Source organism: Pseudomonas sp. GL93 (assembly GCF_003408955.1).
Lineage (GTDB): Bacteria > Pseudomonadota > Gammaproteobacteria > Pseudomonadales > Pseudomonadaceae > Aquipseudomonas > Aquipseudomonas paracarnis.
On the sequence record NZ_NKRF01000122.1, the window covers coordinates 1 to 20282 of the forward strand.

General features: G+C 60.2%; 14 protein-coding genes and 3 pseudogenes. 8 read left to right on the plus strand and 9 right to left on the minus strand.

Annotated elements, in window-relative coordinates; all coding sequences use genetic code 11:
* A pseudogene (locus CER19_RS29320) lies at positions 1-75 on the plus strand (dehydrogenase); the annotation flags it as partial.
* Between the two features lie 49 nt (positions 76-124).
* On the opposite strand, the gene CER19_RS25300 reads toward CER19_RS29320, so the two are convergent.
* Complete coding sequence (locus CER19_RS25300; protein ID WP_116668391.1) at positions 125-1435, minus strand: MFS transporter; 1311 nt, start codon at positions 1433-1435, stop codon at positions 125-127.
* Positions 1436-1592: 157 nt separating this feature from the next.
* Between CER19_RS25300 and CER19_RS25305 the strand changes: the two genes are divergently transcribed.
* Positions 1593-2693: a sugar diacid recognition domain-containing protein gene (locus CER19_RS25305; RefSeq protein ID WP_116668392.1), complete on the plus strand. Its 1101-nt coding sequence runs from the start codon at positions 1593-1595 to the stop codon at positions 2691-2693.
* A gap of 205 nt (positions 2694-2898) precedes the next feature.
* Entirely contained in the window at positions 2899-4038 is a 1140-nt protein-coding gene (locus CER19_RS25315; RefSeq protein WP_116668393.1) for a glycerate kinase, read from the plus strand.
* Here CER19_RS25315 and CER19_RS25320 read toward each other — a convergent pair.
* The 4 genes and pseudogenes from CER19_RS25320 to CER19_RS25335 form a co-directional block, all read right to left on the minus strand.
* Complete coding sequence (locus CER19_RS25320; RefSeq protein ID WP_116668394.1) at positions 4028-5140, minus strand: class II histone deacetylase; 1113 nt, start codon at positions 5138-5140, stop codon at positions 4028-4030. The genes CER19_RS25315 and CER19_RS25320 overlap by 11 nt on opposite strands.
* Positions 5137-6291: an MFS transporter gene (locus tag CER19_RS25325; RefSeq protein ID WP_116668395.1), complete on the minus strand. Its 1155-nt coding sequence runs from the start codon at positions 6289-6291 to the stop codon at positions 5137-5139. Before CER19_RS25325 ends, CER19_RS25320 begins: the two co-directional genes overlap by 4 nt.
* 22 nt (positions 6292-6313) lie before the next feature.
* Positions 6314-7186: pseudogene (locus CER19_RS25330) on the minus strand (transporter).
* 102 nt (positions 7187-7288) lie between these two features.
* A pseudogene (locus tag CER19_RS25335) lies at positions 7289-8257 on the minus strand (LuxR C-terminal-related transcriptional regulator); the annotation flags it as partial.
* Between the two features lie 228 nt (positions 8258-8485).
* On the opposite strand from CER19_RS25335, the gene CER19_RS25340 reads away from it, so the two are divergent.
* Positions 8486-8998 (plus strand): GNAT family N-acetyltransferase, encoded by a 513-nt coding sequence (locus CER19_RS25340; RefSeq protein ID WP_116668396.1) that lies wholly within the window; start codon positions 8486-8488, stop codon positions 8996-8998.
* Positions 8999-9121: 123 nt separating this feature from the next.
* Here CER19_RS25340 and CER19_RS25345 read toward each other — a convergent pair whose 3' ends face one another.
* Positions 9122-9829 carry an aspartate/glutamate racemase family protein gene (locus tag CER19_RS25345; protein WP_116668397.1) on the minus strand — a complete coding sequence of 236 codons (708 nt, stop codon included), beginning with the start codon at positions 9827-9829 and terminating at the stop codon, positions 9122-9124.
* Positions 9830-10086: 257 nt separating this feature from the next.
* On the opposite strand from CER19_RS25345, the gene CER19_RS25350 reads away from it, so the two are divergent.
* The 4 genes from CER19_RS25350 (at position 10087) to CER19_RS25365 (ending at position 14463) form a co-directional block, all read left to right on the plus strand.
* The gene (locus tag CER19_RS25350) at positions 10087-12312 is read left to right on the plus strand and encodes a cytochrome P450 (RefSeq protein WP_116668398.1); all 2226 of its coding nucleotides are present in this window, start codon (positions 10087-10089) and stop codon (positions 12310-12312) included.
* Positions 12309-13106, plus strand: coding sequence for a trans-aconitate 2-methyltransferase (locus CER19_RS25355; protein ID WP_116668399.1), 798 nt, complete (start codon positions 12309-12311; stop codon positions 13104-13106). Before CER19_RS25350 ends, CER19_RS25355 begins: the two co-directional genes overlap by 4 nt.
* Before the next feature lie 47 nt (positions 13107-13153).
* Entirely contained in the window at positions 13154-13717 is a 564-nt protein-coding gene (gene idi, locus CER19_RS25360) for an isopentenyl-diphosphate Delta-isomerase (protein ID WP_116668400.1), read from the plus strand.
* Positions 13718-13791: 74 nt separating this feature from the next.
* Entirely contained in the window at positions 13792-14463 is a 672-nt protein-coding gene (locus CER19_RS25365) for a DUF3313 domain-containing protein (RefSeq protein ID WP_116668401.1), read from the plus strand.
* 53 nt (positions 14464-14516) lie between these two features.
* Here CER19_RS25365 and CER19_RS25370 read toward each other — a convergent pair whose 3' ends face one another.
* The 3 genes from CER19_RS25370 to CER19_RS25380 form a co-directional block, all read right to left on the minus strand.
* Positions 14517-15917, minus strand: coding sequence for a DUF1254 domain-containing protein (locus tag CER19_RS25370; RefSeq protein ID WP_116668402.1), 1401 nt, complete (start codon positions 15915-15917; stop codon positions 14517-14519).
* A gap of 114 nt (positions 15918-16031) precedes the next feature.
* A complete protein-coding gene (locus CER19_RS25375) occupies positions 16032-16385 on the minus strand; it encodes a response regulator (protein WP_116668403.1) in 354 nt (117 codons plus the stop codon).
* 255 nt (positions 16386-16640) lie between these two features.
* Positions 16641-20228, minus strand: a complete 3588-nt coding sequence (locus tag CER19_RS25380; protein ID WP_133298365.1) for a hypothetical protein — start codon at positions 20226-20228, stop codon at positions 16641-16643.
* Between the last annotated feature and the right edge of the window lie 54 nt (positions 20229-20282).

Here is a 20282-nt window from a genome sequence, read left to right on the forward strand (position 1 = left end):
GGTTATTTACTGGCCATCGAAAACGGTTTTATGACCGGGGCAGTGGTTGATATCGACGGTGGCGGCCTGTTGTAAATACCTGGCCAAAGTGAGAGGGAACAGGCCCCCTCCCACTTTGAAAACGTTAGGCCTTGAGCGTGCGCGTCATCCGCAGGGCCAGGACACTACCGCCTACAATCACCGCCGCCAGCAGGTACAACGCCACATCCGTGGACCCGGTGGCATCCTTCACAAAACCCACGATATACGGGCTGAGAAAGCCCGCCATCTGGCCCATGGAGTTGATCAACGCCAGGCCACCCGCCGCCGCACCCGCGCTGAGCATGGCGGTGGGCACCGGCCAGAACATCGGCAGGCCGGTCAGGGCGCCCATGGTGGCGATGGTCAGGCCGAGAATGGCGATGGCGGGAGTGGTGGCGAAGTTCACCGCAATGATCAGACCTATGGCGCCCATCAACATCGGGATCACCAAGTGCCAGCGGCGCTCCTTGCGCAAGTCGGCGGAGCGGCCCACCAGCAGCATGAACACCGCTGCCAACAGATACGGAATCGCGCTGAGCCAGCCAATCACCAGGTTATCGCTGAAACCCAGATTCTTGATGATCGACGGCAGCCAGAAGTTGATCGCATACACGCCACTCTGGATGCAGAAGTAGATCAGGCCGAACGCCCAGATCGCCGGGTTCTTGAACACCTCGGCCAGGGAGTCACTGGTGGTTTTCGGCTTGTTTGCCAAGTCCGTGGCCTGGTCGGCTTCCAGCACCGCACGCTCATGGGGCTTGAGCCACTTGGCGTTGGCGAAGCTGTCACTGAGCAGGAAATAGGCGAGGGCGCCGAGAATTATGGTGGGGATACCTTGCAGCAGGAACATCCACTGCCAGCCTGCCAGGCCACCTTGGCCGGCGGCGAAGTGATTGAGAATCCAGCCGGAAAACGGGCTGCCGAGCAAACCGGACACCGGGATGGCCGACATGAACAGCGCCATGATCCGGCCCCGGCGAAAGGTCGGAAACCACTGCGAGAGGTACAGCACTACACCGGGAAAGAAGCCCGCCTCAGCGGCACCGGTAAACAGGCGCAAGGTATAAAAGTGCGTCGGTGTGGTCACAAACAACAAGCACGTTGAAAGCGTGCCCCATACGATCATCATCAACGCAATCCAGCGCCGAGGGCCGAATTTGGTCAACGCCAGGTTGCTCGGCACGCCGCACAGCACGTAGCCGATAAAGAAAATCCCGGCCCCCAGGCCGTACACGGTTTCACTGAATTTCAACGCATCGAGCATCTGTAACTTGGCAAAGCCAACGTTTACCCGGTCCAGGTAATTGAACAGATAGCAGATAAAGATGAAGGGGATCAGGCGCAGGGTAATGCGCTTGTAGATGGCGTTTTTATCGTCATCGCTGGCCAGTGCGGCAGTGGCGCTCTGTGACATGGGATTCTCTCTTTATTATGATTTTTCGCGGTGCGAGGGTAACGTTGACCGCCCTGACAGTCTCGGTGACGTGATGGGCAACTGTCTTTGTGCTGGCGCACAGTCAAGCTATCTTTGCGCTGTGCCGGTGAACAACCTTTTTCAGGAAATTAGCCCCATGTTCGAGCTGGATCATGCCCTGGCGCAGGAGATTGTCGATCGCACCATGGCAATCCTGCCCCATAACGTCAATGTCATGGACAGCCAGGGCTTGATCCTGGGCAGCGGCGAGCCGGAGCGTATCAACACACGGCATGAAGGTGCGCAATTGGTGTTGGCCAATGGGCGTGTGGTGGAAATCGACGGGCAGACCGCCAAGCATCTCAAGGGTGTGCAACCCGGCATCAACCTGCCGCTGCTGCATGATCAGCGCCTGATTGGCGTGCTGGGTATCACCGGAGAACCCGATGGCTTGCGAACCTATGCCGAACTGGTGCGCATGACCGCTGAAATGCTGGTCAGCCAACGCCACCAGCAAGCCGAGCAACAATGGCGGCGCCAACGTTGCGATGATCTGCTGGCCCTGCTGTTGGCCGACAGCGGCGACGCCCCGCGCCTGGTGGACGAAGCCCAGCAACTGGGGCTCAAGCCACAGCTGGCGCGCACGCCGTACCTGTTTGAACTGGGCCCGGGCCAAACGGCGGAGGCCCTGAGCGCCTGGCTTGCCAGCCGCTACCCGGACAGTTGGTGCGTCAGCTCCGCGCAGTTTTCCTTGCTGTGGTGCCGACCTGCTGCGGTGCAGGTCGATAACCCCCGCTTGCTGGAAAAGCTCGACGGCCTGGGTTGGAACATCCTGCGCGTTGCCATCGGCGGGCAAGCGGAAGGCTTGGCGGGGCTGCGCCGCTGTTACCGCCGGGTAGGGGATCTGCTTGCTTATGGCCGCGATATCCTGCCGCAATCACGGCTGTTGACCCTCAACCGTTATCGCCTGCCGGTGATGCTGTGGCGTCATCGCAACGACGACGCCCTGGACGAACTGCTCAACCCGTTGCGCAAAGTGTTGGCCAAGGACAGCAACGGGCAACTGCTCGCCACGTTGCGCAGTTGGTGCGAGCACGATGGGCAAAGCCAGGCGTGTGCCGACGCCTTGGGCATTCACCGCAACAGCCTGCGCTACCGCATGGAGCGCATAGCCGAACTCAGCGGCGTGGACCCGCTGACGCTCGATGGGATGCTTGCCTTGTACCTGGGCGTCCAACTGTTGCCCCACCCCCTGTAGGAGCGAGCTTGCTCGCGAAAAACGTCAACGATCACGCAGGTTGCCTGATTCACCGCGGCGCGCTCCGGTTTTTCGCGAGCAAGCTCGCTCCTACAACGTGCATTGTAAGAATGAACAACAAACCCGCCCCACACTTGTGCATCGGCCCCGCGTCATTGCCCCGGCCAACTGGCAGCATGGGCGTTATAAAAACCGGAGAAAGCCCATGAAAATCGTGATCGCCCCCGACTCGTTCAAAGACAGCCTGAGTGCCGCAGGCGTCGCCCAGGCGATTGCCGAGGGGTGGGCCCAGGTCTGGCCGGATGCGCACATGCTTCAGTGCCCGATGGCCGATGGCGGTGAAGGCACGGTGGATGCGGTGCTCGCCGCGTGTAAGGGGCAATTGCGCCGGCAAACAGTCCGTGGCCCGCTGGGCGACAGCGTCGAGGCACGCTGGGGCTGGCTGGCCGACAGCCATACGGCGATGATCGAGATGGCCGAGGCCAGTGGTTTGCAACTCGTCGCGCCGGGGCAGCGCGACGCCTGTTCCAGTACCACCTTTGGCACCGGCGAGCTGATCCGCGCCGCGCTGGATGCCGGGGCGCAGCGCATCATCCTGGCGATTGGCGGCAGTGCCACCAACGATGGCGGGGCGGGGGCGATGCAGGCCCTTGGCGTACAGCTATTGGATAGCGAACGTCAGCCACTGCCGGCAGGTGGGTTGGCGTTGGCACGCCTGGCGCATATCAGTCTCGAACAACTTGATCCGCGCCTGACACAGGTGCGTTTTGAAATCGCCGCCGACGTCAACAATCCCCTGTGCGGCCCTCATGGAGCGTCGTCGATTTTCGGCCCGCAAAAAGGCGCGAGCCCCGAGCAAGTGGCACAACTGGACGCTGCCCTTGGCCACTTCGCCGATCATTGTGCTCAGGTACTGCCCAAGGATGTGCGTGACGAACCCGGCAGCGGCGCCGCCGGTGGCTTGGGGTTTGCTGCCAAGGCGTTCCTCGCGGCCCAGTTTCGTCCAGGGGTTGAGGTAGTCGCTGAACTGGTTGGCCTCGATGAAGCGGTGCGTGGCGCCGATCTGGTTATCACCGGCGAAGGCCGCTTCGACGCCCAGACCCTGCGTGGCAAAACCCCGTTTGGCGTGGCGCGCATTGCCCAGCAACAGGGCGTGCCGGTGGTCGTGATCGCGGGCACCTTGGGCGACGGCTATGAGCAGATGTACGCCCAGGGTGTAGATGCCGCATTTGCATTGCCGTCGGGGCCCATGTCACTGGAACAGGCCTGTCACGAGGCGCCGCGCCTGTTGCGTGAGCGGGCCTCGGACATTGCGCGGGTATGGCGCCTGGCAGCTACTCGCTGACCCCGCGCGCCAGCCGCTCCACCCACTGATCTTGAAACCCCTGTAGCGCAGCACCCGGTTGCTGCAACTGCACAAACTCAAGCATCGGGTCTTGCACCGCTGTGCGCACGCCGCTCAATTCCTCCAGGGTCGCCAAGCCGCAGAACGGCACATAGGCTTCGCTGTAGCCGCCTTCGTGCACCAGCACCAGACGGCCTTGGCATAGGCGTTCGGCGGCCAGGCGCAGGGCGCGGGTCAGCAGTCGGAACGATTCACTGTGCAACAGCATGCGCGCCAACGGGTCGACGGCGTTGGCGTCATAACCGCAAGCAACGATGATCAACTCCGGCTCGAATCGCTCCAGCGCGGGCACCACGATGCGTTCCATGGCGTGTAGATAGGTGGCGTGACCACTGCCCGGTGGCAACGGGATATTGATGTTGGCCCCCATGCCGGCCCCTCGGCCTCGATCCTGCTCACCGCTGTAACCGGGCGGGTAGCAGCCGTCCTGGTGCAGGGAAATGGTCAACACATCGGCCCTTTCTTCGAAGATCGACTGCGTGCCGTTGCCGTGGTGCACATCCCAGTCGATCACCGCGACTTTGCCCAGCCCGTTGCGGGCCTTGGCGGCCTCGATGGCAATGGCAATGTTGGCGAGAAAGCAAAAGCCCATGGCGCTGTCTGCCAGGCAGTGATGCCCCGGTGGCCGCGACAGGGAATAAGCATTGTGCGCCTGGCCGTTGAGCACCATGTCCACGGCGGCCAGGGTCAGTCCGGCGGACAGTTGCGCAATTTCGAAGCTGCCCGGCCCAATCGGTGCCTGGGGGCCAAGCTCACCGCCACCCGCATCGCTCAAGGCCTTGAAACGCTGCAGGTAAGCACGGCTGTGAACCCGTAGCAGATCCTCTTCACTGGCTGGCGGCGCGCTACGCAGTTGTAGTTGGCCGCTCAGTCCGGAGACATCCAACAGGCTTTTCAAGCGGCGCTTGGTCTCGGGTGACTCGGCATGCCCGCTGCCGGCCGGCGGCTGCACCCAGCCGCCCACGGGCAGGGTCAGCGCATGGGCGCCGGCGCTGTGCCACAGGCTCATTTCGTCGAAAAAAAATGCGGTGGTTGGGTTCATACCGGTTCCAGTTCAGTGGGGGAATGGGGACGGCTGGCGACGATCATCACCAGGGACAGCAAGGTCATAGCGGCTGCACCAAGCAGCAACAGGCTGAACCCGCCGCTGGCTTCGATCAGGCGGCCGGCGAGCGCTGGGCCGATGGCCAGGCCGCCGCCGATCACCAGGTTGGAGGCGTTCATCAGCTTGCCGCTGTGATCAAGGTCGGCCAGGCAGGCCAGGATCAGCGGCAGAATGAAGGTCCAGGTGAATTTGAACAGCAGCGCCGCCAAGGCAAATCGCAGCAATGCGGGTTGGCCGAGCAACAGGAGCACCGCTGCCGCCATCAAGATGTAGCCCAGCAACAAGAGCACTCCACGCGGCAAGCGGGCCCCGATCATTGAAGCGCTCGCGGCCCCGGCAATGCCCATCACGGTGGCGATGGCGAGGATTTCGCCGCTGTGCTGCGCCGAAATCCCGGCACTGGCGCCCAAGGCACCGATAAAGGTCCATACGCCTCCCAGGCTGATATAAAAGGCCAGGACCGCGCCAACCCCCAGGGCGGCTTTCCAGCGTGAACCGGGCAAGACCGGGACGCGGCTGGCGGGCAAGGCAGCGCTACCGGCGGGAAAAGCCCGCGCCAATGGCAGCAGCAGAGCCATCAACCCTGCCAGGATCAGGTAGCAGGCATTCAAGCCAAACCGCTCGAACAAACCAGGCAGCACCACCAGGCCGAGGGCACCGACGATCAACTGCCCCATCACCCACAAACCATAGACCCGGCTGGGGTTGGCGGTAGTGGCCGCACTGGCCAGGCAAAGGATCATCAACGAGCCGCCGGCCAGGGCGCTGGCACCGCGCAACACCAGCAGCATGGCGTAGGTGTCGGCGAGCATCGACAGCAGGTTGGCCGCAATGAACAACAGCGCGGCGACCCGGGCGGCGGTGCGCCAGTCAACCCGCTTGAGCCACCACCAGGCGGGCAGGGTCGCCAGGCTCATGGCGCCCAGTTCCACGGAAAACAAGTCGCCAATACGCGCCGGGCTTAGTTGCCACTGGCTGGCCAACTGCGCGGCCACGGCGGGCGCAGTCATCAGGAGGGTCGGAGTGATGGCGGCAAACAGCACGATCGCCGCCAGCCGTGCCGTTATCGCAGGGTTGGAAATGGGCATTTTCAAGCTCCAGGGAAAGGGGTCAGAACACATGCACCAGGCGCAACAGCGCTTCGGTGCCGGCATAGCCATTGGAAGCCGCAACGCTTTGCGAAAGGCTGACCATCAGTTGGTTCTGCCGGTCGAGCCAATGCCCGAGTTCGAAGCCGACTTGGGTGTAGCGCTTGTGGGTATCGTCGAGGCGACGGTTGTTGAGGCGCAGGGCGCCACCGTCTGCCTGGATCAGGCGCAGCGCGCCGTAAGTGGCGGCGCTGAAGTCATACGAGGCAAAAGCCTGCAGGCGATACAGCGCGGCTTGCTTGAGTTCGCTGCCAAAGTAATCGTCATTGCGGCCATAGAGCTGGGCTTCCAGATTGGCTTCCAGTACCCAGTTTTCGCCGATGCCGTGGGTGTAGTTGTAGACAAAGGTGGCGCCCCAGCGATTGGCACCGGGGGAGACGTCCGGGTTTTGGCTGTGGTACTCACCCACCGGCACAGTGATCAGGCTCAACAGGCCGCTGTAGGTGCGCGAGACTGGGTTGTTGACGAAAAACAGCGTGCCGCCCACCTGTGGGTCGCCCAGACCGCGCTCGCGGCTGCGCTGGTTGGCGCCGGGCAGGCGTGCGCTGATGTCGGCAAAGGGCAGGATGAATTATGGCGTGCACAGGGTGCCGCAGGCGTCGGTGAAATACACCTGGCGGGAGGCCACGGCGTTGACCCTGAGGTCGGCCTTGCTGGTGCTGTCGGCGGGGCCATGGAAATCGCCGGCACGGGTGGCGGGCAGGTACAGCACACCCAGGCGGGTGCCTGGTGGAGCGGCGAAAAAGTCGCGGGCGTTGAGGTCGGCAGCCTGGCTGTCGAGGCTGAGCAGGGTGGCGCACAGCGCTGTCAGGTTACGTAGGCATGTTGAAGTCATGACGAAGCGTCTCGTGTCAGAGGAGGCCGGAAAATGGGCAACAGCAGCCCGTGACCGAAAAAAACGACCGTGGCAAAACCGTGGGAAAAGCGGGCCGGGGCAGTCGGGCGGGGCGTGCACCAGGTGCGCTATGCGCGCCTTGTCCTTGACGCCGAGCTTGGTGTAAATGGCGCGAATATGATGACGTACGGTATTGGGCGAGAGGCCAAGGTCGCGGGCCACTTCCTTGTAGGTCTTGCCCTCGCCAAAGCCTTGGGCCACGTCGTTTTCCCGTGGGCTGAGCTGGGGCAGGGCGCGGTTGAGGCGCGCGGCCAGCAGCAATTGGTCGCCCACCGGGGACGCCTGGATATGGATGTGCTTGCCGTCATGCCCGCGCTCATCCAGGGGCCCCGGCAGGGTGGGGCCGCACCATTGCGGCCATTCGCTGAGCAGCAAGTCGACAAAACCGCGCTCGGCGCATTGCAACACCCCCCGTGGGTCGCACACCGCCAGGGCCAGATTGCGCGGGCTGGTCAGGGTTTCGCGCATGGCTACCAAGGTGCGTATCTGGTTTGCCGAGACCGCCGCCACCAGGTGCAGCATCAGGTTATTGAGCAACTGGCGCTCCTGCGCGTTGAACTTGGGCGCAGTGGGCTGGCGGTAGAGCGTCAGGTGGTGGCTGAGGTGGGTTTGCGGGTCGATATGGATCACACACAGCAATTCACCCAGGCCGTGGCGTTGCGCTAACCAGTTCAAGGCGCTGCCGCTGGCGAGGTCGCGCATATCGATGATCACCGCTTCGCCGGGCGAGGCATGCACCCGCGCAACGGTCACGTCCAGATGGCGGATTGACTGCCAGTCCGCCAGGTAGTCGGGGGGCAACTGGTAGAGGTAGCTGTTGTGCTCTTGCGGCAAACCGTTGATGACCGCCGAGCGCCCCCACCAGGCGCTGTCGAAGGCCAGCAATTGGCTGAGGCGCGCCAGGGCATGGTGCTGAAAGTGTTCGATATCCTGGTGTTGGGCCAGGCGTTGCAGGTCCAGGGTCAATGTGCTGAAGGCCTGTAGCAGGCTCACGGGATCAAGGCGGTTCATGGGGGTTCCTCTGTGGGACTTTTTTTGTTGTTCTCGTCACAGGGTGAAGGCCAAAACGTCGGGGCGACGGGGCAGGGCCTGGGCTGAGTATCGGTGCTGCGCGCAGTGATCGCCATCGTTCAGATGCAGGATGGTGCTGGTTGGCCGGTGGGAAAACTCCGGGCTCGTCAGGCGGGCGACTTAGCCTCTACACTGGCCGACCCCGTTTCTTTCATAGGATGAAATGCAATGCACCCACCTGAACCGGCTATCGTGATCCAGCGTTTTACCGAGGCCCACCTGGAGGGCGTCGCCGCGCTCTACAACGAACCGGCTGTTTGCCGTCAGGTGCTACAAATGCCTTTTCAGTCGGTTGAGATGTGGCGCAAGCGCCTGGTGATGGATAACGAGCGGCGCCTGCAACTGGTGGCGTTGCAGGGCGGTGAGGTGATTGGCCAACTGGGGCTTGAGCAATACCTGCGCGTACGCCAAAGCCACGTTGGCTCGTTGGGTATGGGCGTGGCGCCCGCCTCGCAGGGCAAAGGGGTAGGTTCGCGGCTGTTGGCGGCTGCGCTGGAGGTGGCTGACAACTGGATGAACCTGCACCGTGTGGAGCTGACGGTTTACGCGGACAACGAGCCTGCGCACAACCTGTACCGCAAGTTCGGCTTCGAAGTGGAAGGGCGGTTGCGCGATTACGCCCTGCGTGATGGTGTGTTTGTCGACACCCTGAGCATGGCGCGCCTGCGCACCTCGGCTTGATCCTGTAAGTATAGGGACTACATAACGTCGATGAAGGCGGTGTGTCAGTTACTGAGTCTTTGACTGAACCACCGCTTTCGCAGGCAAGCCAGCTCCCACACGGGTCATGCATTGCTCACAGAATCAGCGCCCGGTACAGATGCCTTGTAAGGCAAACCCCACTGCGGCCTGCGCATGCAGCGCGGTGGTGTCCAGCAGCGGCAGGGCGCTGTGTTCGGGCTGGATCAGCAGGCAGATTTCCGTGCAGCCGAGGATGATTGCCTGGGCGCCTTGTGCAGCGAGTGCCTGGATCGCCCGCTGGTATACCTGGCGCGAGGCATCACTGATGACGCCTACGCACAACTCCTCATAGATGATTCGGTGCACCGCCTTGCGTTCATCCGCGTCTGGCACCAGCACGGTGAGCCCCTGGGCGGCGAGGCGCGATTTGAGGAAATCCTGCTCCATGGTGAACGCTGTACCCAGCAAGCCCACCGTCAAGGTCCCGGCCGCCAGGGCCGCAGCCGCCGTGGCGTCGGCAATATGCAGGAAGGGGATCGACACCGCCGCCTCAATGCGCGGCGCCACTAAATGCATGGTGTTGGTACACAGCACCACACAATCAGCGCCCCCGGCCTGCAAGCGCCGTGCGGCATCTTCCAGGATCAGCGCGGCATCGTCCCAACGCCCGGCATGTTGAGCCTGTTCCACCGGGCCGAAATCCACGCTGTACATCAACACTTGCGCCGACCGCAGCGGGCCGAGCTGGTCGCGCACAGACTGGTTGATAAGGCGGTAATACTCGGCGCTGGACTCCCAGCTCATGCCGCCGATAAGGCCGATGGTGCGCATAGGGTGCTCCTGAAAAGGGATGTGCCTTCACCTTACCCAATCGAGGCTGATGAGTCATACGCAGTTGCCGACCCATTCACCGGAGCAGTTTAAGCAACGTGGGCGATCGATCATTGTTCGGTGCTCAGCACGCTCCGTTTTCTCCTACGTCGAAAGACCGCCATTGCCGGGTGACCTTCGGATACCCCTCACATCCTGAGTTTTTGATTTCAAATAAGGTCAGCCCCACTGAAAGTTTGATTCCAGAGGAGCTTCTCATGGCACCGCAACACTGTGAAGGCGATACCGGCACCCGCCACAACAGTCATTCTTCGCCGGAGCCGCTCACTATTCCCGATATCCAGCTACCTTTCGCCGTTGCACCGCCGCGTGCCGACACTGAACGGCTGCGTGCGCATGCGCTTGCTTGGGCGCAGCGATACGGTTTGATCGGCAGGCGTGGCGCGCATCGGTTGACCACCACGACACTGCTCGACCTGGGAATGGCATTGTGCGGGCGGGCGCCCACGCACCGAGCGCAGACCCTGGTGTGCTGGTACCTCTGGGCGCTTACGCTGGATGACCGTATTGATGACGGACCCTGGGCGGAAAACGGCGCGTTGGAGCACTTCATCGCCGCCGTGCAGGCGTTGACCGACAGCGGCGTTGCTGCCTCGTCAGGTGAACGCAGCGGGTTCGAGGACCCGATGCTGGCTGTTCTGGTCGATGACTTGTGGCCCGAGATTCAGCGTTGGGGCAGCGGGCCTTGGCGGCAGAGGCTGGTGGGGCACTTGCTCCAGCATCTGCGCGCGCAGGCGACGCAGGTACGCATGCGAGAAACCGAGACGGCACTCGCCCTGGCTGAGTATTTGCCGTTGCGCCGGGATTCCTTCGGCGCCCTGTTCTTTTTTGATCTTATCGATGGTGCCGAAGCCCTGGACCCGTACGAGCATCCTGCGCAGGTGGAAACGTGGAGCAGGTTGCGTACGCACGCTGCCGATATCATTGCGTGGACGAACGATATCCACTCGGTTGCCAAAGATGTGGTGTGTGGCGAGCGCTTCAGTCTGGTGTCGATACTCGCGCACACCACTGGCCTGGACTGGCCTGGCGCGATAGAAGCAGCCCATCAGATGGTCAACACGGCAGTTGCGCAATTCACGGCAGCCGCTGCCGAGCATGCCCATTACCCGCCGTGCGCTGCGACCGATCCGGACCGGTTGCGTCAGGTTGTCCGGGCGGCGGGGGACTGGCATCGCAGCGTTTCGCGCTATCACCTACAGGCCGCTGGCTCCACGTTACAGCACAGCCGGCAAGTGGATCTGGCGATGACTGCGCCGACCCTCAAGTCCCGCCAGTTCGAAATCGACCCGTACCCCTTGTATGAGCGTTTACGCACCACACTGCCGATCGCGTACGACGAGCCCACCGATGTATGGCTGGTCAGTCGGCATGTGGATGTCAAAGCCGCGTTGACCCACCCGGGGGCAAGCAATCGCAACTATACCTGGCAGATTGGGCCGCTGCTGGGGCACACCATTGTGACCATGGACGGCTGCGAACACGCCCAGCACCGTGCATTGCTCACCCCTTCGTTCCGCAGCAAGGCGCTGGTAGCACTTGAAGCGTCTATCACCGCAGTCACCACAGACTTGCTGGCGCGTATGCAGGGCCGCCCTCAGGTGGACCTGATTGCCGATTTCACCGCCGCGTTGCCGGTACGAGTGATGGCGCACGCGTTGGGCCTCCCGGCACACACCCGAGAGGAGGTGGAGCGGCTCAAGCGTTGGTGCGCCATTGGCTTCGCGTACATGGGCAACTATCGTCAGGACCCAGCGCTGTTGACCGGTGGGTTATCCAACCGAGACAGTTTTTACGACTTTATCCAGCCCTATATCGACGCTCGGCGTGTAGAGCCCAAAGACGACTTGATTTCACAGCTCCTGGCGGCACGCATTGACGGCCAGCCGTTGTCCGAGTCCTTTGTGCGGTCCTATTGCGCGATCCTGATGACAGCAGGCAGCGAGACCAGTCACGGCGCCCTGGCGAATCTGATTGTCAACCTGTTGAGCGAACCCGGCGTGAAAGAGGCGGTGATCGCTGATCCAGCACTGATGGACAATGCCCTCACCGAAACCCTGCGACGCAACCCGCCTTTGCAACTCGTGCTGCGGGAGGCGACTGAACCGCTGCAACTGCCGTCGGGAGCGATTCCTGGTGGCGCAACCCTGGCCTGCCTGATCGGTTCGGCCAACCGCGATCCGGCCCAATTCACCGACCCGGACACCTTCAATATGTTGCGCACCGAACAGGCGACCAGCCATTTCGCCTTCGGAGCGGGGCGCCACTTCTGCCTGGGCTCCATGCTCGCCCGCATGGAGATCACGATCGGCGCGCGCATGCTGCTGCAGACCTTTCCCAACCTACGCTGGGCTCCGGGGTTCAAACCCCAAGAGCGCGGGTTTCTCAATCGCTGCCCTGATCAATTGGAGGTCGTGCTTTGACCACACCTGTTTCCACCGAGCAACCCGGCTACACCCGTAGCTATCTCGCCGACCAACACGCGGGCCAATTGGCGAGATTGCAAACCTTGGAGCGCGCCTTTGACCCGTTAAGCCATAGGGTTTTTGACCGATTGGATCTGCCGGACGCCCCCGCCATTCTTGATCTGGGCGCCGGTGCCGGATCGCTCGCCGGCTGGTTGAGCCAGCGATATCCCGACGCAACGGTTACCGCCACGGATATCGATACCCGCTTCCTGGTCGATATCCCCGGCATCAAGGTCATGACCCACAATGTCCCGACCGATGATTTTCCTGCCGCATCGTTCGACGTGGTGCACGCCCGGGCGCTGCTGTGTCACCTCACTGACCGCGAGGAGATAGTGACGCGAGCCGCCACTTGGTTACGACCCGGTGGCTGGTTGGTGATCGAAGATGTGAGCCTGCAACCGAGCCTCAGAACGACGAACCCGTTGTTGCGCAAAGTCGCCCAGGCCGGAATCACACTGTTGGAGCAGTCCATCGGGTCTGACATGTTCTGGGCCGATGGGCTGCCTGATCGGCTACGTGACCGGGGGCTTGCCAACGTCGGGCATAGCACCCTCGAAGGCCGAATCGGCGACAACAGCCCGGCGGATGCCTTCTGGGCAGCAACCACCGCTCAGGCAGGGCCTGCATTGCTGGAACTTGGGTTACTCACCCAGGCCGATCTGGATGCCATGGCCATGCTGCGTGCCGATCCAGCATTCACCGACGCCGCCTTGACCTTCGTCAGCGCCTGGGGACAAATTCTTTAGCTTGATACTGTGTGGCGCGCGCCTCATTGCACAGAAGGAGATACAGCATGATCCACGAGGTAGTGTTAGTCGATGCACAGGATGTACAGATTGGAGTGTGTGATAAACGCGATGCTCACCTGGGAGCCGGGCAGCTTCATCGCGCTTTCTCAGTGCACTTGATTGACAGCCGCGGGCGTCATCTGCTTCAGCGTCGGGCAGCGGATAAAATGCTTTGGCCAGGTTTCTGGTCGAATGCTTGCTGCAGTCATCCTGCACCTGGCGAGACTATTCTGGATGCCGCCTCTCGTCGTCTGCGCGAAGAGCTAGGCATTTGGGCTTCGTGCCGTGTGCTCTATCACTTTGAGTACCATGCTTTGTTTGGCTCGATCGGTGCCGAGCATGAGCTCTGTCATGTGCTGGTTGCTCAATCTGATGCTGAGGTCTTGCCCGTCCCAGAGGAAGTCAGCGACATCAAGTGGCAGACCCGCGCCGAAATAACGGCCCAGCTTGCAGAGCCCCGAGCGCCATTCACGCCCTGGTTTCGAATGCAGTGGCAGCGCCTTCTATCAGAGCATCCTTCGTTCGACACGCCCAGGACCGAGGTGACGCTCCCACCGTTGAATCGTTAAATGAGGTGCAATGCCCCGATATTGGCTATACCTACCACTCGTTCTTACGATGATGGTCGCCAGGGAGTTCACTAATGAAGCTAAGGCTAATGATCGGCACACTGTGCGTCGCCTCGCTGGGTTTGGCCGGTTGCGCGAGCAAGGTGGTGCAACCGAATGAGTATTCAGGGTTTCTTTCCAACTACAGTCAGCTCAAGGAAGCCAAGTCACCCTCGGGGGCCGAGGTGATGCGCTGGGTTGATCCACAGCTGGACCTGAGCCGTTACACGGCGGTGTACATCGAGCCCACCCAGTTTTACCCCAAGCCCCAGGCCACTTCCCGGATTCCCGAGAGCACGTTGCGGGGCATCAATGACTATTACAACCAGGCGCTCAAGCGCGAGCTGGCTCAGTCATTGCCCGTGGCCAATGCCCCTGGCCCTGGAGTGATCGTGGTAAGGGCGGCGATTACCGCCGTGAGCAGCAAGACCGAGAGCCTCAAGCCTTATGAGTTTATTCCCGTCGCCCTGGTGGCCGCGGCAGTGAGTACGGGCACCGGCATTCGCGACCAGGAAACCACCCTGGGTACGGAGGCGCAGTTTCTCGACGGCGCCACTCATAAAGTGCTGGCCCAAGTGGTGCGAAAAGGCACCGGCAAGCCGCTGGCTAATGACTCCCAAGTAATGAAAGCCGACGATGTGAAAAACGTCATCGACGGTTGGGCGTCGGACCTGCACCAGTCCTACGTGAAACTGAAAAAACACTGAGTCAAAAAAAGCGCGGCGGGTAATCACCCGCCGCGCTTTTTTATTCGCAAAGATTATTTAAGCGGCGTCAACGCGGGTAGCTTCCACTGGCCGCTAGCGACTTCAGGCTTGGGCAGGTAAATGCGCAGGACCGCATAGAACGGGCCGGGCGGGGCAGGCAACCAGTTGCTCTGCTCAGCCTTGGGTGGCTCGTGGTGTTGCAATGCCAGGGTCAAGCCACCCTCCGCGTCGAGCTTGAGGCTGGGCAACATCTGCGAGTTGATCAGGTAGCGCTTCTTGTGGTTGGGCACCAGTAATTTGGTCTTGGCGTCGTACATTGTCAGCGACCAGAACCCATCGGCCGGCGGCAGTTGGTCCTTGGCAAAATGCACGGTGTAGCTGTGGCGCGCCCCATTGGCCGGCTTGCCCTCGCTGTCGATGACGTAGCTCAAGTGCACGGCTTCATCACTGGAGTTGCCGAACATCCCCAACTCGGCACCGGCGTAGCGGTACAGGTAGTTGTTTTGCAGGTGATCGCGGCTGCCGTACAGGTCTGCGCCGGTTACTTGGTGGGTATCCACCTTGGCCTTCTTGAACGCCGCGAATTCAGCACGACCATCGGCGATGCCGTCTTCCAGGGCCTTGCGCTGCTCGGCAGTCAACTGGTTGACCTTGAACGGTGCGCCTGGGGCAATACCGATTCTGGCAAAGCGCGCCAGCAGGTCTTTTTCGCTGTCCTGGGGCGCGGCGAAGGCCAGCATGAAATTCAGGTAACGAAACAGTTGCGGGCCTTCGGTCATGGTTGCCATCGGCTTGGGCCACTGGACCTTCGGTACCTTGGTCGGGGCAGGTTGCTTCACATAGCTGCTCAGCGGCTGCACTTTGTAGCCGCTCTGGATCTGCTTGACCTTGCCCAGGTCCTTGTCATCAAACAGCTGCGTGCGATAAAGCGCGTAGGCGATGTTGCTTTCGCTGTAGACCACACGGTCGATGTCCACCGGCTGCTGACCTTTCCAGTCAGGCCCGGCGATCATGTAGTGGCCACCGTTATTGCCGGTGCTGCGGGTGCCCAGGTAGGCGAAATTCTGCGTATAGAGGTCGATCAACTGCACCGAGTAATAGCGGTTGTCTTCAATCTTGGGCAGGGTCAACACCAGAGGTTCTTTGCGCAGGTCCATCCACACGAACGAGTAGGGCGTGTCGACGTTCGGGGTGGTAACTGCGTTGTCCTTGGGGGTGAGCACCTGGGCGCTGTTGTCGATACGGTTGAACGGCGCCTTGAAGTGGGCGCCGCCTTTGTCAACGGCCTGGGTGTAGAGCGTCTTGTACATCTGCACCACCGGGAAGCCGTACAGGTAGGCTTCCTTGGCGATGGCCCGGGCTTCGCTGGGGCTTGCGGTGAAGTCAGCCCAGGCGCCGGAGCTCATGAGTATCGAGAGGCTCGCCAACAGCAGGCGCGTCGGTTTTCCAATCATGTTGTTGCGTCCTTCCTGAGTGCTATCTGAGAGCGTGGCGTGAAGGCGCTGAGTTTCCTGTTTTATTGGCCGGACGTCACGTTAATCTCTGCAAAGGACGGTAGGGAAGGGGCGTTAGAGCATGGATTTGACTTTGTCACGCAATTGATCAATCGAGAACGGCTTGCCAATCACCTGCATGCCGGCGGGCACATCGATATTTTCGGCATAGCCGCTGGCAAACAGAATCGGCAGGGTGGCGCGCAGTTCGCGGACTTTGGTTGCCAATTGCTTGCCGTCCATGTCGGGCAGGCCAACGTCGGTCATCATCAGGTCGATGACCTGGTTGGTATCTTGCACCTTCGCCAGTGCTTCCCCAGCATCCGCGGCTTCGAGCACCGTGAACTCCAACTCTTCGAGGACATCGACGATCAGCATGCGCACGATGGCGTCGTCTTCGACTACAAGGATGGTGGAGGCGGCGGGCATAAGGGATATTCCTGAAAAAATGAAGGGTGTCTCTTCAACGTTTGAAAGACCATTCTCTAATGAGTCGCGTCGATCTCGGCAAGTTCCGTTGGGAGAGGGCATTGTGAAGGGAATAGTGGAAAATGTCGCGTTGAGTGCGGTGCATCAGGTACTTGGCGCAATGGAGTCAAGCTGGCAACGGCAGCGACGAAAAAAAGGTAGAACGTCAATGGCAATATCCGCCACTGCCATTGACGCAGGTGATTCAAACGAAGCTTAAATATTTGCGTTGATCAGAGCGTACGGGTTGTTGTATGGCACGGTGTTGATAAAGCTCTGCTCGTTGAAATAGCTGACGTTGAATTCGGGTACGCCGCTGACAACGTCGACAGGATTAAGCGTGCCTGCGCTCCACCCGCTGTTCAAAGAGACTTCCAGCCCTTTGCGCATTGAGGCTTCATCCGGGAATGTTGCCAACCCGAAGTTGGGGTTGAAGAAAAACCATTCCTTCTGGTTGTTTGAGTTCAAGGTCACCCCTGCCAGCAGCCCGTGATCTTTGGTGCTGATACTCAAGAGTGTCGGAGGTGTTGCCTTACTCAGTTCGTTGATGATGCCTGTGTACGGTAATTGGCTGAAGGGCTGTGTGCCGTGATACTGACCACTGAGAACCTGATGCATTTGGTTCAGCTCCCTGCGAAAGGCCTTGACGTTGGTATTGTCAGCATTCCCGACGGCCTTCATGAAGTTACCGATGAACTCATCCCTGCGACCGCGCAGAATAGCCAGCGCCATGGTATTCACGATGGCTGCACACTCTCCATTTGAAGCCAGGTCCGTTTGGCTGAGATAGAGATTTTGTGGCATCGCATAGGCTTTACCACCCTGGGCAACCACCTCATTCTGGAAAGCGTTGTAGTGTGCAAGACTATTGTGCGCCATACGCTTTTGTATTTCCTTGGCCAATGTACCTACCGCTTCAGGATTATTGACCTTCGAGACCGCCAGACTCCTTACCTCCGATTGCTTCATCGTCGGGTGATAGCCTGGGACATCCTCGACCCGTCCCGAGTCAAAGCCCCGCTTGTAAGCAACACCGTCATTTTTCTGAGCGGTCTCCAATGCGTCTCTGAACATCTCGCGGCTGGTAGTTGGATTGGGTGCAGCATACCTGGCTAGCCAGTCAATAAAGTTGCTGTTTATCTGCCCATTGGCTGCAACCGTTGCAGGCGTGAAACCAACAAGCGCAGCCCCGTAAGGTTTCTGCTCGATCGGGTCATAGGCGTACCACTTGCCCTCTCGAAACACCGCCCCGCCTTCTATCGTCGTCTCGCTAACCTTGTAAGTGCCGGTTGCGACGATGCCCTGCTGTTTACTGGCGGCTTTAAGCACGTCATAAGTGCCTGTTGCGCCTTTGAGCATGTTCACGCACTCGCCCCCCCGGGTAGCAACCTTGTGGAGCAGGGTGCCAACCCCCTTTATCCCACTGACCAATCCGCCGAGTACGTTGAGTGAGTCGATTGCCATTGCACCGACGAACTTTGCTGCCTTGGCAGCCCTGGCGGCAGCGCTCAAGGTCCGCGCGCCCCTGAGCGCGGTGTTGCCTGCTTGCGCCGCTTTACCCGCGCCAAAGGTGAGGAATCCGAAGATATCGAAGGCCAGGTCAGACACCGCCTCGCCATAATTGCCTTGCCGAATGTTGTTAACGGCAGAACGAAAGGGGATCAGATTGAGCAGGAACTCACCCACCTGACTATCGCCCATCCGGTCCTGTTCGAAGGACGTAACGCTTTTAGCGTAATCGAGTAATTCCTTACGGTCGAGGTCCATTTTTTCCAGGTAGAAACTGGCAATCGCATTAGTTCGGCTGGAGTCGAAGCTATTGGGAATTGCATCACTGCCAGGTTTTTCTGCTGAGTTGGGGGCGGGAGAGTCAGTGAAAGGGTGATAAGACCTCGATATAGCGAAGAGTTGTTCTGCAGCCCCATTGCCTTTTTCAAGGGAGCGCATGCCGGGGAAGTTTGAAATCAGCTCGGTTTTATTCTCGACACTGCCGGCGCTGGTGTTGATGTGGTAAAGGTTTTCCACGCCCTCTCGGGTGGTTTTTACATATAAGGTACGATCACGTTTGACCAACTCTAAACGGCCTTTCTTTGTTTTGCGGTATTCATCGTTGTAGAAATATTCCAATTTCCCGAGTTCAAGGTTTTTGCGATCTTCCAGTGGCAACTCGCCAATCAGATGTTTGACCATCCCATGGTGGCCTTCCTTTTGTGCCGTTATAGCCTTTTCATATTGGTCCATGAACGCCGGGGTGACATTACACTTTTCGGTGCGGGCAAAGCGATTGAACGCAGTGATGGGAATACGTTTGTCGTTGGTTATCCATGCGTATCGCTCGCCTAAAGGCTCCCCCTCCAACAGAATATCGAGCATGGAGCGCATTCTCGGGTCACCGCTGGGAGCACGGCCATTGCCGGTGTAGCGCTTGGCCAATACACGGGCTTCGAAAACCGCCGGATCAACGTCGGGAAACTCGGCTTTCAGGCAGTTAAGCCCCATCTCTGTGCGAGTAGGGATAGGTACTTGCATGGAAGACGAGATATTCATAAGCGTTTTCAGATGGTCGTTGTAAGCCTCTCTGACCTGTTCGATTTGTGAAGATGTCGGTTCGCTGTCATGGGGGGACAGCAGGTTTCGCGTCATCCCCCAAAGTATCAAGGCATCACGTTGGGCCGTTTGAACGGCGTAGGTGTCGGCTGGCAAGGACTCTGCTGCAATCAGCACTTCGGCATAGCTCATGCCGGGGACGCGGCCAGGCGTCTGGGCTTCGATTTTAGCGGCGGCGATGGTCAGTTGGGTCCAAAGCGAACCGCCGAGTTTCACAGTGGCGGGGATGTCCTTAATCAGGTACTCCGGAGCACGGCCGGCCAGCAGCAGGTAGCTACCCACCTTAGCCATTTCCGGGGACGTTCTGCCTTTATCGATCAGCCAATTATTCAGGCTATCTATGATTGTGGACGCAGGTTTGCCCCAGTTCTCCTTGCTGGCCAGATCGAAACCGGCAATTTTATTGCGATGAGGGTCGGTAATCGACTCCGCGGCCAACTGCAATGTGATTCCCGCCAGCAAGTAATCGGTCACGCTGCTGGCGCTGGCAAGCCCTTGCATCTGCTCCTGCAGGTTCTTGCCCATCAACTGTGCCTGCGGGGTACTGATCAGCGCCTGCAGTATTTTAGCCGGGTCATCCTGTGGTCCCGTCGTAATGGGTTGCTGGTAGCGCAGGAACTCCAACACACCGCCTTTGGTTTGCATCACCAATGGCTTATCACCCAACGCGTGTTCTTGATTCATGGTGATATTACGCAAGCGTCGTTGCTCATCCCCGTTCAAGGGCACCGGCCAGGACAGCGCGCCACTCAGGTTGCCCAACGGGTTGTCCAAAGAGCGGCTGGTCACCGTGGATGCAAGGCCCACGAGGTGAAAATGACTGCTGGGTAAAGGCAACTCCAGGAACTTCTTGATGAAGGTTTCCAGGGTCACACTGCCACCCGCTTCTTCAGCGTAGGAAGATCCAGGGTGAATATCCAGCGGCGTGCTACCCAGCACGGCCAGTACGGCTGAGGGCGTCGCGTCTGTACCCAGTTTCGCTGCCATTTGCTGGAGTTTTTGGCCCAGTGATTTCAAATTTTCTTTGTCTGCCAGTTGGGCGGCCAGACCGGTTCTTCGGGGAGGTATCAGGCTGCTGCGCACAGGGGCGGGCGAGAGGGTCGATTGAGTTGGAGGCGGGGCGGCGGCTTGCGTTTCTTCAGGGAATGGAATGGCGGTTGATACAGTGGACAAAGCACGTCGTTGGATATTCATCATGATAGATAAACCTTACTGAATAGGAAATGCGCCCTCCTACTGGAGCCTCCTTGT

What these genes read in the sequence shown, in the direction of transcription:
- CER19_RS25300 (WP_116668391.1), bottom strand. Translation starts at nt 1,435, where the DNA reads ATGTCACAGAGCGCCACTGCCGCACTGGCCAGCGATGACGATAAAAAC.
- CER19_RS25305 (WP_116668392.1), top strand. Translation starts at nt 1,593, where the DNA reads ATGTTCGAGCTGGATCATGCCCTGGCGCAGGAGATTGTCGATCGCACC.
- CER19_RS25315 (WP_116668393.1), top strand. Translation starts at nt 2,899, where the DNA reads ATGAAAATCGTGATCGCCCCCGACTCGTTCAAAGACAGCCTGAGTGCC.
- CER19_RS25320 (WP_116668394.1), bottom strand. Translation starts at nt 5,140, where the DNA reads ATGAACCCAACCACCGCATTTTTTTTCGACGAAATGAGCCTGTGGCAC.
- CER19_RS25325 (WP_116668395.1), bottom strand. Translation starts at nt 6,291, where the DNA reads ATGCCCATTTCCAACCCTGCGATAACGGCACGGCTGGCGGCGATCGTG.
- CER19_RS25340 (WP_116668396.1), top strand. Translation starts at nt 8,486, where the DNA reads ATGCACCCACCTGAACCGGCTATCGTGATCCAGCGTTTTACCGAGGCC.
- CER19_RS25345 (WP_116668397.1), bottom strand. Translation starts at nt 9,829, where the DNA reads ATGCGCACCATCGGCCTTATCGGCGGCATGAGCTGGGAGTCCAGCGCC.
- CER19_RS25350 (WP_116668398.1), top strand. Translation starts at nt 10,087, where the DNA reads ATGGCACCGCAACACTGTGAAGGCGATACCGGCACCCGCCACAACAGT.
- idi (WP_116668400.1), top strand. Translation starts at nt 13,154, where the DNA reads ATGATCCACGAGGTAGTGTTAGTCGATGCACAGGATGTACAGATTGGA.
- CER19_RS25365 (WP_116668401.1), top strand. Translation starts at nt 13,792, where the DNA reads ATGAAGCTAAGGCTAATGATCGGCACACTGTGCGTCGCCTCGCTGGGT.
- CER19_RS25370 (WP_116668402.1), bottom strand. Translation starts at nt 15,917, where the DNA reads ATGATTGGAAAACCGACGCGCCTGCTGTTGGCGAGCCTCTCGATACTC.
- CER19_RS25375 (WP_116668403.1), bottom strand. Translation starts at nt 16,385, where the DNA reads ATGCCCGCCGCCTCCACCATCCTTGTAGTCGAAGACGACGCCATCGTG.
- CER19_RS25380 (WP_133298365.1), bottom strand. Translation starts at nt 20,228, where the DNA reads ATGATGAATATCCAACGACGTGCTTTGTCCACTGTATCAACCGCCATT.